A 16,136-nucleotide genomic window follows, 5' to 3' on the forward strand; every position below is an offset into this window, starting at 1 on the left:
GCTATTCTATAAGTATTGGTCGATATGGTATCGGTGAAGATAAAATCATCGAAGTTTTGACTGTTCCAAATGGTATCACGATATCAATTAATTCCTCTAATTCCTTCATAGAGTGAACTGCTACTTTTAAGTAATAGCTACTTTCACCTGTTACGCGATGACATTCGAGTATTTTATATTCTTCGTAGATTTTCTCCTCAAATTTTTTACAAGGAATCTTTAGATTTTCAATTCTTAAAAATGCTTGAATTGATTTTCCAACTGCATCTAATGATATCCGAGCTGTATATTTCTCGATTATTCCAGTATCTTGTAATCTCTTTAGTCTTTCTGTAACACTAGGGCGGCTGAGGTGTAAGTGCTCAGTCATTTCTGTAATTGTCATTCTGGCATCTTCTTGTAGTAATAACGTAATTTTCTTGTCAATTTCATCCATGAATTATGCTCCTTTGCAAAATTGAAAGTAAATTTCTTGAATAAATACATAATATAAAACCTTATGTTAAATTACATACACTTTTGTATATTGAATAGACTGATAACTTTCTATAATTAAAATATAAATGGAGGTGTTTGTAATGTCTAATTATTTTGATGAAACTATTTCTATTAAAAAGGGAACAGCCTTATACGTCGGAGCGGTTCTAGGATCAGGAATTCTTATATTACCTGGTATGACAGCGAGTGTAGCAGAGGGGAATGCAATGGTTTCTTGGCTTATTATGATATCACTTAGTATTCCACTTGCATTCACATTCGCATTTTTATCGATTGAGTACCCAAGTGTAGGTGGAATTGCCACTTTTGCAGAAAAAGCTTTCGGTAAAAATATTGGTGCCATTATAGGATGGTGTTTTTTTATTGCAGGTAGTGTTGGACAAATTATTGTCTCAATGACTGGTGGAATGTATATAGTGAGAGTGTTTGATTTATCATCATATTTTTCTTACGTTATAGCGCTTATTATTTTAAGTATTTCAATTGGTTTCAATTTATATGGGTTAAAAATGAGTGGATTGTTTCAAGTATGTATAGGTGTATTAACTTTCTTTATTTTGCTAATAACAATTATTAGCTCACTACCTTATATTGAAATGAAAAATATAAATGTACATATTTCTATGCATGAAATAAATCCAATTTTAGAGGCATCATTATTAATTTTCTGGTCTTTTTTCGGCTGGGAAGCTATTGCAAGTTTAGCTCCTGAATTTAAATCACCTAGAAAAAGAAATATTATTTTATCTACGGGATTTGCGATTATAATTATTGGAGTTTTATATATAGGTATTGCATTATCAGTAATTGGAACGAAATCCTATCATATCAATGCTGATAATACTACAGCTCTTGTGCTTGTAATGAAGCAAGCATTAGGCGACCAATTTGCATGGATAATTGGATTTGTAGCTTTTATCATTTGTTTAGGGACGACAAATGCATTTATCGCAAGTATGGGGCGCTTAGGTTATTCACTAGGAAAAGAAGAAGTTGCACCGCGTTATTTAGCGCATATAAATAAAAAAAGAGAAACCCCAACAAATGCAGTAAAGGTTGTTGGTTACATTGCAATAATTGGTTTATTAATAAGTTTCGTTTGTCATATTAGTATAGATAAAATTGTTTTAATACCGAATTCGTTAGGAATTGTTACATATATAGTCGGTACTGGGGCTGGGATGAAATTAATAAAGAATAAGTTAGGTGAAATTTTTTCTATAGTAGCTTTTACATGTTGTGTAGTTGTTTACCCTTTTATTGGAGGAGTAATACTGATTCCAGTAGCCGTAGCGTTTATCTGTTTATGTTATGTGCGTTTTAGTAGCGTAAGCAAAGAGCATAAATAAGAATATTTGTATAGAAATCTAAATATTTAAAGATATTAAATTTTTTTCATTTCGTTTATAATTGTGAGGGGAGAAATTTCTGTAACTATTTGTAAAAATAGGAGGCGGCTATAAAAATGCATGAAATTGCTAGGTGGAATTTAGATCGATTGTATCCGGTTGAGGATATTCTAAATCCAATATTGGAATTGAAAGAACAATATTATGAGACAAAAGATGTAGGGATTCTTTCAAAGCTTATACACGCTATTGAAAAAGCAGAATACTATTTGTATTGCCGATCGGCTGAAGAAGGTGTTTCATCTGATCTTTCTGTATTGACTATGACAGTAAAAGATTTGAAAAGAGAAGTGCAGCAAGTAATACAGCAAAGTGAAATTTCCAATAATATTAATAATAGTTTAATAAAAGATGAACTTAACGCATGGGAAAATATGTACATACAATTAAGAAATAAATTAGAAATAGAGCACGATAATAAGCAATTATCATTTGGCCAAGCAAATAATATTGCAATGAATAGCGATAATGAAAAGGAAAGATTAGAAGTATTCGAGTTATTAACAGGTGCCTTACATAAGGAAAAAGAAATCTTCGCTACTGTCTTAAATCAAATAGGGAGATTACGCAATACAAAGAGTAATGAATTAGAAGACATAGATATTTTAACTCAATCTTTACATGCGAATGGCATTTCTGAAAATGGATTATTACAAATGTGGAATGTGGCAGAAGAAAACCTTGATAAATTAGCGAGTATTGTAAACGTGTATAAGAAGGAAGAAGCTTCGATTACATGGCATGAACTTATGACCGTAAAGGAAAATAATGAGATTCATATCCCTTTTTCAGAAGCGGTTCAAAACATATACGATGCGTTTGAAAATATAGATAAAGAATTAGCAGAATTTGCACGGAATGCAATAGAGAATGGATGGGTAGATGCGGAGGCGAGAGATAATAAAGCACCAGGCGGGTTTTGCGCTCCTTTCTTCAGTGAGAAAGAATCGCGAATTTCAATACGTTATGATGGAAGTATTGATAGTGTAAGAGTACTTGCGCATGAACTAGGACATGCTTGGCATTTTTATAATATGAGCTTTGAACAATCTACTTCTTTTTTAGATGATTATTTGCCAATGAGTACAGCGGAATCAGCGTCTATTTTCTTTGAAACGGTACTCTTAAACTATCTAATTCAAACAACAGATTGTATAGATATGAAAAAGTCAGTGCTTAGTTGGAAAATAAGGAACTGTTTTAATTATGTAATGGCAATACGAGCATCATTTGAATTTGAGAAGAATTTTTATGAAAAGTGTAAAGAAGGTCCATTAAGTGCTGATGAAATCGAGAAATTATCTATAGTAGCGCAAGAAAAAGCATACGAGAATGCATTATCACAATATCAGCTATTTGTTTGGATGAAATATGTTCAGTTTTATATAGCAGATGTTCCTTTTTATAATTATCCATACACATTTGGGTATTTAGCTAGTTTTAGTTTATTAGAAATAGCTCAAGAAAGTAAAAGTACTTTTCATTCGAAATATAAAAAGTTTTTACGAGAAACAGGAAAAGCTCCAGTGGAAGAGCTTATGAAACAACATTTTGAAATAGATATAACAAGCTATGCATTTTGGGATAAAGCTTTTAGACAAATTTCTAAAGATATTGATGAATATTTGAGGCTTATGTAAGGAGAGAGTATAGTGGATCACCAACTTATAAAGGGAATACCTTTTTCAAATTTAGAATATGAAAAAGCTATAAGTTTGCTAAAAGGTTGGCTACATGAACAACAAGAGAAACCAAGATTTGTAGTAACTGCAAATCCTGAAATTGTTATGTCTGCAAAGGAAAGCACAGCTAAATCAAAACAGTTTAAAAAGATGTTACTTTCTGCAGATTTAATAACAGCGGATGGGATTGGCGTCATAATAGGTTCGAAAATATTAAAAGGAACTTTGAAAGAACGTGTTACTGGGGCAGATATTACTCATGAGTTAATAAAGTATTGTAATGACAATGAATATCGTGTTTTTCTTTTTGGAGCTGCGCCAGAAAGTAATAAAAAGGCGCTAAAAAAATTAAATGAGCAGTTCCCAGGGGCACAGTTTAAAGGACAACATGGTTTTATAAATGGTGAAGAAATAGAAGAAGTAAAAATAAAAATTAAACAATTCAAGCCGCATTTACTGCTAGTAGGACTAGGCTCACCAAAACAAGAAGAATTCATCTATGAAAACATGCAAACATTAAACGTTCCGCTATCTATTGGTATCGGAGGCATGATTGATATAATATCTGGTACTGTAAAAAGAGCACCAAAAATCATGAGGGATACTGGAACTGAATGGCTGTATAGGTTACTCTCACAGCCGAACAGAGTAAAGAGACAACTTGTACTTCCAAGATTTATATTTTCGGTTATGTCTGAAAGAATTAAAGGGATTAATTAATAAAGGGGACAACATACATGAACAAAATCGGCATTATCGGAGCAATGCAAATAGAAATAGACTTACTTTTAGAAAAACTAACTATACAAGAGGAACAGACGATTGCGGGAATGCCTTTTTACATTGGCGAATTCATGGGAACAGAAGTAATTATTACACGTTCTGGTGTAGGGAAAGTAAATGCAGCCGCATGTACACAAACATTAATTCATAAATTTCATGTAGATGCTATTATCAATACGGGTATTGCTGGAGGGTTACACCGAGATGTAAAAGTTGGTGATATCGTTATTTCAACGAATGTTACCCACCATGATGTAAGTAAAACTCAAATGAAAAACTTATTCCCGTTCCAAGAAGAATTTGTCGCAAGTAAGGAATTAATAGAGTTAGCACGTAAAGCATGCAATAGTAGTAGTTTACATATGGAGATTCATGAAGGAAGAATCGTCAGCGGTGAATGTTTTGTTGAGGATTCAAAACTAAAATCGAAATTAATAGACGAATATGCACCGCATTGTACAGAGATGGAAGGCGCAGCAATAGGACATGTTGCTTACATAAATGATATACCGTTTCTCGTTATACGATGTATTTCTGACAGTGCAGACGATGCCGCTCAAATTTCCTATGATGATTTCGCAAAAACAGCCGCAAATTATTGTTCAGAAATTATAGTTGAGATGCTGAAAAACATACTGAGTAAAACATATAGAGCAAAAGGAGAAAATGACATGTTAGAAGCACTAATTTTTGATATGGACGGAACGTTATTTCAAACAGATAAAATATTAGAATTATCATTAGATGATACATTTGATCATTTAAGATCACTACAGTTATGGGATACAGTAACACCTATTGATAAGTACCGTGAAATTATGGGTGTGCCGTTACCGAAAGTTTGGGAAGCTTTATTACCGAACCATTCTCTTGAAGTAAGAGAACAAACAGATGCATATTTTTTAGAAAGACTAATTGAAAACATTAAGAGCGGAAAAGGTGCTTTATATCCGAATGTAAAAGAAGTTTTTACATTTATAAAAGAAAATAATTGTTCAATTTATATTGCTAGTAATGGTTTGACTGAATACTTACAAGCAATCGTATCTTATTATGATTTAGACCAATGGGTTACTGAAACATTTAGTATTGAACAAATAAATTCACTTAATAAAAGCGACTTAGTAAAAAGTATTTTGAACAAATATGATATAAAAGAAGCAGCTGTAGTTGGTGACCGGTTATCTGATATAAACGCCGCGAAAGATAATGGTTTCATTGCGATTGGATGTAATTTTGATTTTGCACAAGAAGATGAGCTTATTCAGGCAGATATAGTAATAGATGATTTATTGGAGTTGAAGGGGATGTTGCCTATTGTGCAGAAATAATAAGTCATTTTAAAAAATTATATAATTTTTTAAAAAACCTTCTATCACTAACGGAGTAGAATTCATTTGTGATAGATCAGTAATAGTTTGATTTGTTTTAAAAATGAGTAGAGGATTATAAAGTGTGCAGTTTTGTCAATTCCTATATGTCTTATTCCACGGAGTAAAATATGCTTAAAGATAATTTTAAAATTAGTAATATTCCTACGGTTTTATGGGGAGATAAGAGTGAAAAAATTTTTATTGCAGTACATGGAAATATGTCAAATAAGGAAGATGCAGTTATTCAAATATTAGCTGAAGAAGCTAATCAAAAAGGCTATCAAGTATTAAGTTTTGATTTACCTGAGCATGGAGAAAGAACAAATGATAATACACTTTGCAAAGTACAGGTTTGTGTTAGTGAATTATCTATAATTATGAATTACGCAAAAGAACATTGGAAAGAAGTAAGCGTGTTTGCATGTAGTATCGGAGCTTATTTTAGCCTTGTAGCCTATCAAAATGATGTGATAGAAAAGGCATTATTTTTATCACCAGTAGTTAATATGGAACGGATTATCGAAAATATGATGAGATGGTTTAATGTAACACCAGAATTTTTGCAAAAAGAAATGACTATAGAGATACCGATTGGTCAAAAGTTATATTGGGATTATTTATGTTATGTAAAAGAACATCCTATTAATACATGGGATACGGATACATATATTATGTACGGGGCCAAGGATGAACTGTGCGAATTTGAAACTATTAACGATTTTAGAAAAAAACATCGTTGTGAATTAGAAATCATGGAGACGGGTGAACATTATTTTCATACTGCAGAACAGTTAAAGATATTTGAACAGTGGTTACACAAACATATCAATTAACAAAGTATAATTTATCTTGGGTCTGTTTGAGAAGAATGGCGAATATATAAACTAATATAATATTTGAAAGATGTTATAAATGTATTTAATTAAATTGGCTTTATTTCATCATATTTGAGTACAAATAGTTTTAGACGTATAGCAATTAGACTATTATATTATTCATTTACATCTGAATTGAAGAATACGTATACTACGAATTGAATAAAGTAACAACCATAAAAATGCTCAGAATAAATGATTCTCGAGCATTATTACGTATTTTCATATTAAAGGGGAATTTATTTGAAAGGTATACATATTCAACAAATTGAAGAGTTAATAAAATACGAGCACGATTATCTTGTTCAAGAAAGCAAAGAAGAAGGATTTAATTTCTTAATAAAGCTAAAAAGTGAATATAAAAATAAAACAAATACATTTAATAAAACTGGCGAATGTTTATATGGCATTTTTCGAGGGGAAAAGTTAATTGGAATAGGAGGGTTAAATGAAGACCCATACTCAGAAAATAATAAGATTGGTCGATTAAGAAGATTTTATATTTCAAAGGATTACCGTCGTATAGGGCTAGGGAACTTGTTATTAAAGCAGCTATTATCTCATGCGGAAAAGTATTTTAAAGTGGTTGTTCTACATACAGATACGAAACAAGGTGATGCGTTTTATATTGCAAATGGATTTGTGAAAGGGGAATTATTTAAAGGATCTAGTCATTATAAAGTATTATATTAGTAAAAAAGGAGACCTCAGCTTCGAAAAATAAGCTTATGAAGTCTCTTTTTTCTAGTCAATTATGTTTAACATTCATTTCTTTCAATAATCCCTTCGGATCACCTTTCACATAATAAAAATGCGGATTATTTTCATCATCGTAAAGCATAATATAAGGCTTTTGATTAAGCGGGAGAAGAATAAGTACTTCATCAATTGTTGTATGTAACCATTGATTTGTAATAGAAACTGGTTTAGATAAAGGGATTTTTATCATGTGACCATCTTTTGGAACGACGTTTAAGTTTTTGAATGGACCAGTAATGGATTTAGCATATTGAACAGCTTCTTTTTGAATAGCTGGATCTAAAGATTGTTTTTGAACGACCATTTCTTTTTGACAATCAAATACTTCAATTTGTTGATTACTATTTGCGAACACATTTGTTGATAATAAGAAGCAGAGAAGAGTAATGACCCCGATTTTTTTTATCATAATATAACACCTCGTTCTTACTATACCCTTAAAAGGTTCAAATATTTTTCTGTCACATGGGTGTAACAAAGAAGTTGTATAATACAATTGGTTTTTGTTTAAAAGCAATGGAGGATAATGTATGAGAGTATTAATCGCAGATGATGAACAAGATATGTTAAGGATTTTAAAAGCTTATTTCGAGAAAGAAGGCTTCGAAGTTTTATTAGCGAAAGATGGAGAGGAAGCACTTCAAATATTTTATGAAGAGAAAATTGATTTAGCTATTTTAGATTGGATGATGCCGAAACATAGTGGTATTACTGTTTGTCAGGAAATAAAAAAGAACTCAAGCGTTAAAGTATTAATGCTTACGGCGAAAAGTGAGAGCGAAGATGAATTAGCAGCGCTTCAAAGCGGGGCAGATGAATACGTAAAAAAACCATTTCATCCAGGTGTATTAATAACTAGAGCGAAAAAGCTAATACAGCATGATGATGTCATTCAAGTTCAAGATTTGAAAATAGATTTCGCTAAAAATAAAGTTTATAAAAATGACAAAGAGTTAGATATTACAAAAACAGAGCTAGAATTAATAAAGTGTTTTTTAAATCATAAAGGCATGATTTTAACTCGTAAAAAATTGTTAGATATCGTATGGGGATTTGATTATTTTGGTGAAGAGAGAACTGTTGATACACATGTAAGAAGATTACGTAAAAAAGTAGGAGAAAATATTATAAAGACGCACCGGGGGCTAGGATATAGTTTGGAGGAACAGAGTGAATAAACTTGGAAAAAAGCTATTTCTCAGCATTTCTTTAACTGTTATCCTTATTTTTACAATCTCTTTATTATTAATTAACTATCTTTTACCGAAATATAATATTTACAAAACGCGAGAAAGCTTAGAAGGTATAACAGCACAAATACAGTCTATAACGAGTAAACAACTGGATGAAGCAATTACTAGCATTGAGAATGAAGGAAATGTTACGATTGCGTATACATCCATAAAAGGCTCAGAAGATCATATTAATGATGAATTACGAATGCAACTTTCAAGGAAAAGAGTCGCCCTTAATAAACTTTGGATTACTAAAGAAGAAATAATGAAAGTAAAGAACTTCGGGCAATCGAATAAAATATATGATCAAGAGAAGATGAAATCTAGTTTTTTTGTGAAATACATTGCGAAAGAAGATATGTTGATTTTAGTAGGGGTTTCGATCGCACATTCTAATGAAGTAATCAAAACATTAAATTCATTTTATTTGTACATGTTAGGCATTACGATTTTTCTCATTATCGTACTTGTATGGATACTTTCAACAACAATCACTAGACCATTGAAAGAATTAAGTGACGTGGCAGAAGATATTTCAAATTTGAAATTTGGACGAGCGAAAGTGAAAACAAATGATGAAATAGGAGAATTAGCTAATAGTATTAATGTCATGAGTGATAAACTACATGAGGCACATGAAGATTTAACAGATCGAAATGAACATTTAAAACGATTTATGGGTGATGTGACGCATGAATTAAAAACTCCAATCTCGTTAGTTAAAGCATATTCTATGGGAATAAAAGATGGTTTAGATGATGGTACATACATAGATACTATTATTAAACAAACGGATCACATTTCGAACTTAATTGAAGAGTTATTACGATTTTCTAAACTAGAGAGAGATGTTTTACAAAAAGAAAAATTTCCTATCGTATCACTAGTCGAAAGTATATTAGATAAGCATAAGATTGAACTGGAATCGAAAGAAATTGATTTGCATGTGAACTATAATGTTGGCGATGCAATTATTTATGCAGATATAAATAAAATGAAAATGGTGTTTCAAAATTTAATATCTAATGCGATAAAATATACAGTAAATCAACATATAAAAATTACTTTAGAAGAACGAAATGACAGTGTATATTTTCAAATCCAAAATGGTATGAATGTAGAACATATAAAAGATATCGATAAAATTTGGGAACCTTTTTATGTCTTAGAATCTTCTCGTAGTAAAGAACATTCCGGCACAGGACTAGGCTTAGCGATTGTGAAAAGCATATTAGAAAGACATGGCTTTGACTATGGAGTTTCTAATATAGGGGGAGAAATACGATTTTATATAAATATGGAGAAAGACTAATCCAATACTATTAGAAACATCGTCTATTATTAGGCGATGTTTCTAATGGTAGTAAGTCAGAATATATAATCTTGAAAGAGTGAGCTACAAATTTCTCAAGTGGTTGCACAAAATATAAACTGAATTTTCAGTAATTTTATTGTATAGTAAAAGGAGACATATATGGGGAGGAAAGAATATGGGGAAAAAGAAAATAGCAATTACATTATCAACAATCTTATCTTTATCAGTTACATCGGGAGTTTCTAGTATGACTGTGTATGCAGACAATAAAGAAACAAACTACATAAAAGAGAATGATGTGAAGTTAAATGGGAAAGTTTCTGAAGGGTTACAATCCAATACGAAGATCGAATTAGAAAACGGGATGACAAAACCGATTTACTCGCTTGATGAAGCAATCATCGAAAATCTATTTGTAGAGACGGAAGTTGATAGTGATCGAGATGGTAAAAAAGACAGAGTGTCAGTAAAAGTTATGCGCCCCAAAACAGATCCTAATGTGAAAGTTCCCGTTATATATGAAATGAGCCCATATCGAGCGGGTTTAAAAGATGTTCCTGTATATAATGTAGATGAAGAATTGTATGCGTATGAAGGCAAACCGTATGGAGCTGTTAATCTCGGTTCATACGGAAATTATTATGTACCAAGAGGTTATGCAGTTATTTTAGGTGAAAGTATTGGAACTGGAAAATCAGAGGGATGTCCGACTACTGGAGACGAACAAGAAATATTAGGGACGAAATCTGTTATTGATTGGGTGAATGGACGTGCGAAAGCATATACAGAAAATGGTGAGGAAGTTAAGGCTGATTGGTCTACAGGAAATGTAGGTATGACAGGTGTTTCTTATAATGGTACGTTACCGAATGCAGTTGCGACGACTGGCGTTGAAGGTTTAAAAACAATTATACCAATCGCAGCGATAAGTAGTTGGTATGATTATTATCGTGCAAACGGTGCAGTCATTGCGCCAGGTGGATACCAAGGAGAAGATACAGATAATATGGCAGAAGCAGTACTAACAAGAGAAAATCCTGAAGTTTGCGGACAAGTAATAAAAGAGCTAACAGCTGGACAAGACCGGAAAACTGGTAATTATAATAATTTTTGGGATAAACGTAATTATGTAAAAGATGCTAAAAATGTAAAAGCAAGCGTATTTCTTGTTCATGGTTTAAATGATTGGAATGTAAAGACGAAGCAGTTCGCGCAATGGTGGGATGCACTTGGAGAAAATAATGTTCCTCGTAAAATGTGGTTACATCAAGGTGGACATGGTGGAACATCAACGAATGACTGGCAAAGAACACAAAATAAATGGCTCGATTATTGGTTGTATGGAATTGAAAATGGAATTATGAATGAACCAATGGTTGATGTGCAACGTGAAAATAAAACGTGGGAAAAATTAAAAAACTGGCCGGATCCATCAGCGGTGCCATCCAAAGTTCGTATGTATTTAAGTAACAAAGCAGTTAATTTGCCATTAAGTATGGGCTCTGCAAATAAAGTTTTCTCATTCGTAGATGATGCAAAAATGAAATCAAATCAATTAATAGCAAACCCAGAACTCGAAGTAGCCAATCGTTTAGTGTATACAATGCCTGTACTGCAAAAAGATACACGTATAAGCGGTACACCAAAGATTTCAATTACAGGAAATATTGATCGTCCTGTATCAAATTTAACTGCTTTACTTGTTGATTACGGAGGAACGAAGCCGGAAATCGTAACGAGAGGCTGGATGGACCCACAAAACTTAAATAGTATAAAAGATTCAACAGCACTTAAACCAGGTAAAGATTATACATTTACATGGGACATGCAGCCAGATGATTATATATTTAAAGCGGGGCATCAAATTGGGGTCGTTTTAATTGCTAGTGATTATGATTATACAATTAGGCCGAAAGCGGGCACGAACTTTACAGTAAAATTAAGTGAAGTAACATTGCCGATTGTAAAATAAATAATTATGAATAAAGAGCTTACTGCAAAGTAAGCTCTTTATATTTTGAAAAGGGGAGTTTATTATGATTTTCTATTGGAAGATACAAAAATGCTTATAATAAATAAAAAAATGGCATTCATAATTAATAGACCACTAAAGGTAAGGCCAGCAAAGCCTCCAGCGAATCCATCTCCTACTTTTTCACCAATAACGTACAAAGTGGCAAAGAAAACAACGGGAGAAGAAAGTATGAAAATGCCACTAGCTATTTTCCATATTCGTTTATCCCGCGTTAACGGACAGTAAAACTCCCGCCTCAAAATTCAGTTGGAGCAAAGAAGTTAGGTGGGAGATCAACTGTCCGTAAACGTCCGATTGGTTCAACTAATAATCAGTGGGGATGAACAAAACCCCCACTGATTAAAGTTTCACTTTATACTGCTTTGCTATTAAGAAAACGAGTGTATTAAAAGATATAAGAAGAAAAATAAATCCAATTAATGAATTCATCACATTCTCCTTTCGGTAAAAGTCTGAATTTTCATATGTTAATTTTTAATGAAATATTATAAAATATAATTATATTTTATGGGAAGCGAGTGATATATTATGACAGTCAGCTCTTTCGAATTTTTATTAAAAATAAAGGTACAGGAAGATTAGTTGAATAAAAATCTTCCGTACGTAAAAAACGGAGGAGAAAATAAATGTTTAGTTTTTATGGTACACTTTGTACGGAACTTTATGATTACACAAAGCCTGTCGGCTATTCTTTAAATGGTGATATTGAGTATTACAAAGAACGTTTAAAAAATTGTAGAGGAAGAATTCTCGAAGCAGCGGTTGGGTCAGGGCGTGTCATTATCCCACTTCTAGAGGCTGGATTTAAAGTAGATGGGATAGACTATTCACCTGAAATGCTAGAATCGTGCCGCGTGCGATGTAAAGAGAGAAACTTACATCCTAATTTATATGAAGGAAGCTTACAACAATTTTCATTGCCACATAAATACGAGGCAATTATCATTCCTACTGGATCTTTTTGTTTAATTGAAAATCATACGGATTCGATAAACGCATTGAAATGTTTTTATGAACATCTTAATCCAGGCGGGCGATTAATCGTAGATATTATGCTTCCGCATGACTGGAAGACTGGGGAAATTCATACATCGACTTTTTCTTTGCCGAGCGGAGATGGAATTACATTAGAAAATAAATCAATTGAAATAGATTGGCTGAACCAAGTTACTCTATCATATTTAAAATATGAAAAATGGAGTAAAGGACAGTTAGTACAAACAGAACTACAACGCTTTGCGATACGCTGGTATGGAATAGAAGAGTTTAAACTTCTGTTAGAAAGTATAGGTTTCTCTAATATTACCTGCTCTGCTGACTATGTTTATGAAAAAGAACCGTCAAATGCAAACCAAATGTTTACTTTTGAAGCAGTACGAAGCGAAAAATAAAGAACTATCAATGAAAACAAGGCAATCAATACAATATAGATTGCCTTGTTTCAATTGTGTATGACTTACATATTATTACGTTTTCATTGTCCAAGCATCCTTCTACTAATTACATATGCTACTTATATTAAAGGCAGTCACTATTTTAAATGGAACTGTTATTTTTCTATAAATGATATTTTAGAGAAGTAGGTGATAAATTTGGAAAACGTAGAACAAGACAGAATTGAAAATCAAGTGTATTCCAATCGTGTAGTAAGATCAGAATTTGATGTAAATTGGGAAACATGTATATCAAAAAGTGGCTATGTAATTTATGTAGCAACAAGTAACAATGCCGAAGTAACAGTACTTCTTGCAGATGGTTCAAGTAAATTATTAATTTTCGAAAAAGGCGGTAAAGTAGTAGTAGGCGGTGGTGGTACAAGTCATTACAGTAAGCCGCATATTGCAAGAAATATTTAAGGAGTTAATTGAGAAGAAATTGGAAAACGTTTAGTCATTCATGTAAAGCGCATGAATGACTAAACGTTTTTAAATGTTAGTTTGGAAGAAACCTATAAGTAACATAGAAAAAGCATTTCCTATTTCGGGAAATGCTTTTTCTATGTTATAGTATAATAGTGTTTTAAAATGATGTTATTTTAATATACTTCAAATTTTGTTGTGTATTATTTTTATATTAAATTCGCTATGTAAGTATTTTTTTATATAAGGAGTAGTAATTAGAGAAATGAAAAATATCGACTTTATACTAGAAAGTGATGAGGCATTAAAACCGTCTGAACGATTAGTACTATTATTATTAGAGAAGCATAGAATGTTATATACGAACGATCTATTAGCATTATCTAATTTATCATATAAAACATTAACGGATTCATTAACGTCGCTCGTATTAAAATCGTATGTGTTAAAGGAAACAGGTAAGGGAAGAAGACAGAATTGTTATAGATTGGTATGATAAGACTGTTGATTTTAGAGGTTTCACATTCGCGTTTTTCAAATGCAAGGATAAATGAAATTTTAGTTTTCAAATGAAAAACTCACCGTAATTCGTACTTAAATATTTGAATTTCATTTTTGTTAATGATAATTTTGTTGTTATTGAAAATAGAAAAATAGAATAAACTGCACAAAAAAGAAATAAAAAAACAATTCATTTTAAAAATGGATTGTTTTTTTTATTGGAATAATATTATTTGGTATATTGAAATTAAATCATAGTCCTTACTATTTTAAAACAAAAGATAGATAATATTATTATGTAAACTAACGTGTTGACAGGAAAATATATTAATCAATAGAACATATAGAAGAGTATGCTTAAATATTTGAAAGATGGGAGATTATTATGGGGATTTTACAATCAATAGTACAAGCTGTTATGAGTGACAATAAGGCAGAAGTGGTGGAATTTATAAAGACGAATCCAAATGCTGTTAACGAATTTAATGACGATGGCTGGACTCTACTTCACTTATCGGCTTATTTTGGACAAAAAGAGATAGCAAGTTTTCTTTTAGAAAGTGGAGCAGATATACATAGTAGAGCAAAAAACGAAAATGAAAATATATCTTTGCAAGCGGCAATCGCGAATAAACAAAGTGAGCTTGTTGCTTTCTTAATTGAAAAAGGATCAGATGTAAATGCTATACAAAGTGGTGGTTGGACAGGGTTACATGAAGCAGCATTATTAGGAAGTGAAGAAATAGTTATGTTACTTCTTGAAAATGGAGCTAATAAAGCGATTAAGAAAAATGATGGAAAAACAGCGTATGATATTGCTTTAGAAAAAGGGTATGATCACCTTTTACACCATTTAAAACAGGAAGTGAACGTATGATAAATAAATGGAGTGTAGGCATATTTTTATTTAATGATGTAGAAGTGTTAGATTTTGCAGGACCATTTGAAGTTTTTTCTGTAACCGAAGTGGATAAAGAAAAACCATTTACTGTTTATACAGTAAGCCAAAATGGAGAAATGATTACAGCAAGAAACGGATTAAAGGTAAAGCCGGATTATAGTATTGAGGATTTACCAACAGTTGATATTCTAATCATTCCAGGTGGTAAAGGTGCTCGGGAAAACGAAGTGAAAAATGATACTATAATAAATTGGGTTCGTCAGCAAATGACAGAAGTAAAACTAATGACTTCAGTTTGTACGGGTGCATTATTACTTGCGAAAGCCGGTCTACTGGATGGCTTAAAAGCAACAACGCATTGGGCTAGTATTCAAACGCTCAAAAAAGATTTTCCGAATGTAGAAGTAATGGAGAATGTGAAATTTGTAGATGAAGGGCACATTATTACATCTGCAGGTATTTCAGCTGGTATTAACATGTCATTTCATATTGTGAAAAATTTGTTAGGTGTGGAGATTGCTGAGGATACGGCAAAAAGCATGGAATATGATATTGATTTGTAAAATAAAAAAGCCCAGTTTGGGCTTTTTTTATTTAACTAAGTTTCTTAACAGGTGATGTATGCTCAAAATCTTAGTTCTAAACCAGTAATTCCAGTTATATCGAATATACGACAATTTATCCCGCATTAATGGGCAGTAAGAACCTCAACTCAAAATTAAGAGAAAGTAAAGAAGTTAGGTGAGGGATCAACTGCCCATAAAAGCCCGATTGGTTCAACTAATAATCCGTGGGGATGAAGCCCCCCCACGGATTAAAGTTTCACTTTATCTTTTTTCTCCTTGTAAGCATGTTATTACAAGGAGATATTTTGTCTGAAAAAAACTCTTCTACAATAGTAGAAAAAGAAT

General features: G+C 32.0%; 16 protein-coding genes and 1 pseudogene. 14 read left to right on the forward strand and 3 right to left on the reverse strand.

Going from position 1 to position 16,136, the window contains the following annotated elements; all coding sequences use genetic code 11:
• Position 1 precedes the first annotated feature (1 nt).
• Complete coding sequence (locus tag Q9B79_RS04610; RefSeq protein ID WP_306182798.1) at positions 2 to 436, reverse strand: Lrp/AsnC family transcriptional regulator; 435 nt, start codon at positions 434 to 436, stop codon at positions 2 to 4.
• A 142-nt stretch (positions 437 to 578) separates the two neighbouring features.
• Here Q9B79_RS04610 and Q9B79_RS04615 point away from each other — a divergent pair, with 142 nt between their 5' ends.
• From Q9B79_RS04615 to Q9B79_RS04640, 6 genes are all read left to right on the forward strand, one after another.
• A complete protein-coding gene (locus Q9B79_RS04615; protein ID WP_306182799.1) occupies positions 579 to 1,847 on the forward strand; it encodes an APC family permease in 1,269 nt (422 codons plus the stop codon).
• A gap of 116 nt (positions 1,848 to 1,963) precedes the next feature.
• Positions 1,964 to 3,547, forward strand: a complete 1,584-nt coding sequence (locus tag Q9B79_RS04620; protein WP_306182800.1) for a M3 family metallopeptidase — start codon at positions 1,964 to 1,966, stop codon at positions 3,545 to 3,547.
• Positions 3,548 to 3,559: 12 nt separating this feature from the next.
• Positions 3,560 to 4,309: a WecB/TagA/CpsF family glycosyltransferase gene (locus tag Q9B79_RS04625; protein WP_306182801.1), complete on the forward strand. Its 750-nt coding sequence runs from the start codon at positions 3,560 to 3,562 to the stop codon at positions 4,307 to 4,309.
• A gap of 17 nt (positions 4,310 to 4,326) precedes the next feature.
• Positions 4,327 to 5,703: a 5'-methylthioadenosine/adenosylhomocysteine nucleosidase gene (locus Q9B79_RS04630; protein WP_306182802.1), complete on the forward strand. Its 1,377-nt coding sequence runs from the start codon at positions 4,327 to 4,329 to the stop codon at positions 5,701 to 5,703.
• A 170-nt stretch (positions 5,704 to 5,873) separates the two neighbouring features.
• Positions 5,874 to 6,578, forward strand: coding sequence for an alpha/beta hydrolase (locus Q9B79_RS04635; protein WP_306182803.1), 705 nt, complete (start codon positions 5,874 to 5,876; stop codon positions 6,576 to 6,578).
• Between the two features lie 285 nt (positions 6,579 to 6,863).
• The gene (locus tag Q9B79_RS04640) at positions 6,864 to 7,313 is read left to right on the forward strand and encodes a GNAT family N-acetyltransferase (protein WP_306182804.1); all 450 of its coding nucleotides are present in this window, start codon (positions 6,864 to 6,866) and stop codon (positions 7,311 to 7,313) included.
• Between the two features lie 55 nt (positions 7,314 to 7,368).
• On the opposite strand, the gene Q9B79_RS04645 is transcribed toward Q9B79_RS04640, so the two are convergent.
• Positions 7,369 to 7,788: a hypothetical protein gene (locus tag Q9B79_RS04645; RefSeq protein ID WP_151635256.1), complete on the reverse strand. Its 420-nt coding sequence runs from the start codon at positions 7,786 to 7,788 to the stop codon at positions 7,369 to 7,371.
• Between the two features lie 121 nt (positions 7,789 to 7,909).
• On the opposite strand from Q9B79_RS04645, the gene Q9B79_RS04650 reads away from it, so the two are divergent.
• The 3 genes from Q9B79_RS04650 to Q9B79_RS04660 all read left to right on the forward strand — a co-directional run bounded on the left by Q9B79_RS04650 (position 7,910) and on the right by Q9B79_RS04660 (position 11,901).
• Positions 7,910 to 8,557, forward strand: a complete 648-nt coding sequence (locus tag Q9B79_RS04650; RefSeq protein ID WP_306182805.1) for a response regulator transcription factor — start codon at positions 7,910 to 7,912, stop codon at positions 8,555 to 8,557.
• Positions 8,550 to 9,926 (forward strand): sensor histidine kinase, encoded by a 1,377-nt coding sequence (locus Q9B79_RS04655; RefSeq protein WP_306182806.1) that lies wholly within the window; start codon positions 8,550 to 8,552, stop codon positions 9,924 to 9,926. Before Q9B79_RS04650 ends, Q9B79_RS04655 begins: the two co-directional genes overlap by 8 nt.
• Before the next feature lie 178 nt (positions 9,927 to 10,104).
• Entirely contained in the window at positions 10,105 to 11,901 is a 1,797-nt protein-coding gene (locus tag Q9B79_RS04660) for a Xaa-Pro dipeptidyl-peptidase (protein ID WP_306182807.1), read from the forward strand.
• 62 nt (positions 11,902 to 11,963) lie between these two features.
• Here the strand turns inward: Q9B79_RS04660 and Q9B79_RS04665 are convergent.
• Positions 11,964 to 12,167, reverse strand: a pseudogene (locus Q9B79_RS04665) (hypothetical protein); the annotation flags it as partial.
• Between the two features lie 423 nt (positions 12,168 to 12,590).
• Between Q9B79_RS04665 and Q9B79_RS04670 the strand changes: the two are divergent.
• The 5 genes from Q9B79_RS04670 (at position 12,591) to Q9B79_RS04690 (ending at position 15,788) form a co-directional block, all read left to right on the forward strand.
• Entirely contained in the window at positions 12,591 to 13,355 is a 765-nt protein-coding gene (locus Q9B79_RS04670; protein WP_306182808.1) for a class I SAM-dependent methyltransferase, read from the forward strand.
• 201 nt (positions 13,356 to 13,556) lie between these two features.
• On the forward strand, positions 13,557 to 13,820 hold the full coding sequence (locus tag Q9B79_RS04675; protein WP_306182809.1) for a hypothetical protein: 264 nt from the start codon (positions 13,557 to 13,559) through the stop codon (positions 13,818 to 13,820).
• A 268-nt stretch (positions 13,821 to 14,088) separates the two neighbouring features.
• A complete protein-coding gene (locus tag Q9B79_RS04680; RefSeq protein WP_000789033.1) occupies positions 14,089 to 14,319 on the forward strand; it encodes a hypothetical protein in 231 nt (76 codons plus the stop codon).
• A gap of 390 nt (positions 14,320 to 14,709) precedes the next feature.
• Positions 14,710 to 15,201 carry an ankyrin repeat domain-containing protein gene (locus Q9B79_RS04685; protein WP_306182810.1) on the forward strand — a complete coding sequence of 164 codons (492 nt, stop codon included), beginning with the start codon at positions 14,710 to 14,712 and terminating at the stop codon, positions 15,199 to 15,201.
• Entirely contained in the window at positions 15,198 to 15,788 is a 591-nt protein-coding gene (locus Q9B79_RS04690; RefSeq protein WP_306182811.1) for a DJ-1/PfpI family protein, read from the forward strand. The genes Q9B79_RS04685 and Q9B79_RS04690 overlap by 4 nt, the downstream gene beginning before the upstream one ends.
• Positions 15,789 to 16,136: the final 348 nt, after the last annotated feature.

This window comes from Bacillus sp. MHSD_36 (assembly GCF_030757775.1).
Lineage (GTDB): Bacteria > Bacillota > Bacilli > Bacillales > Bacillaceae_G > Bacillus_A.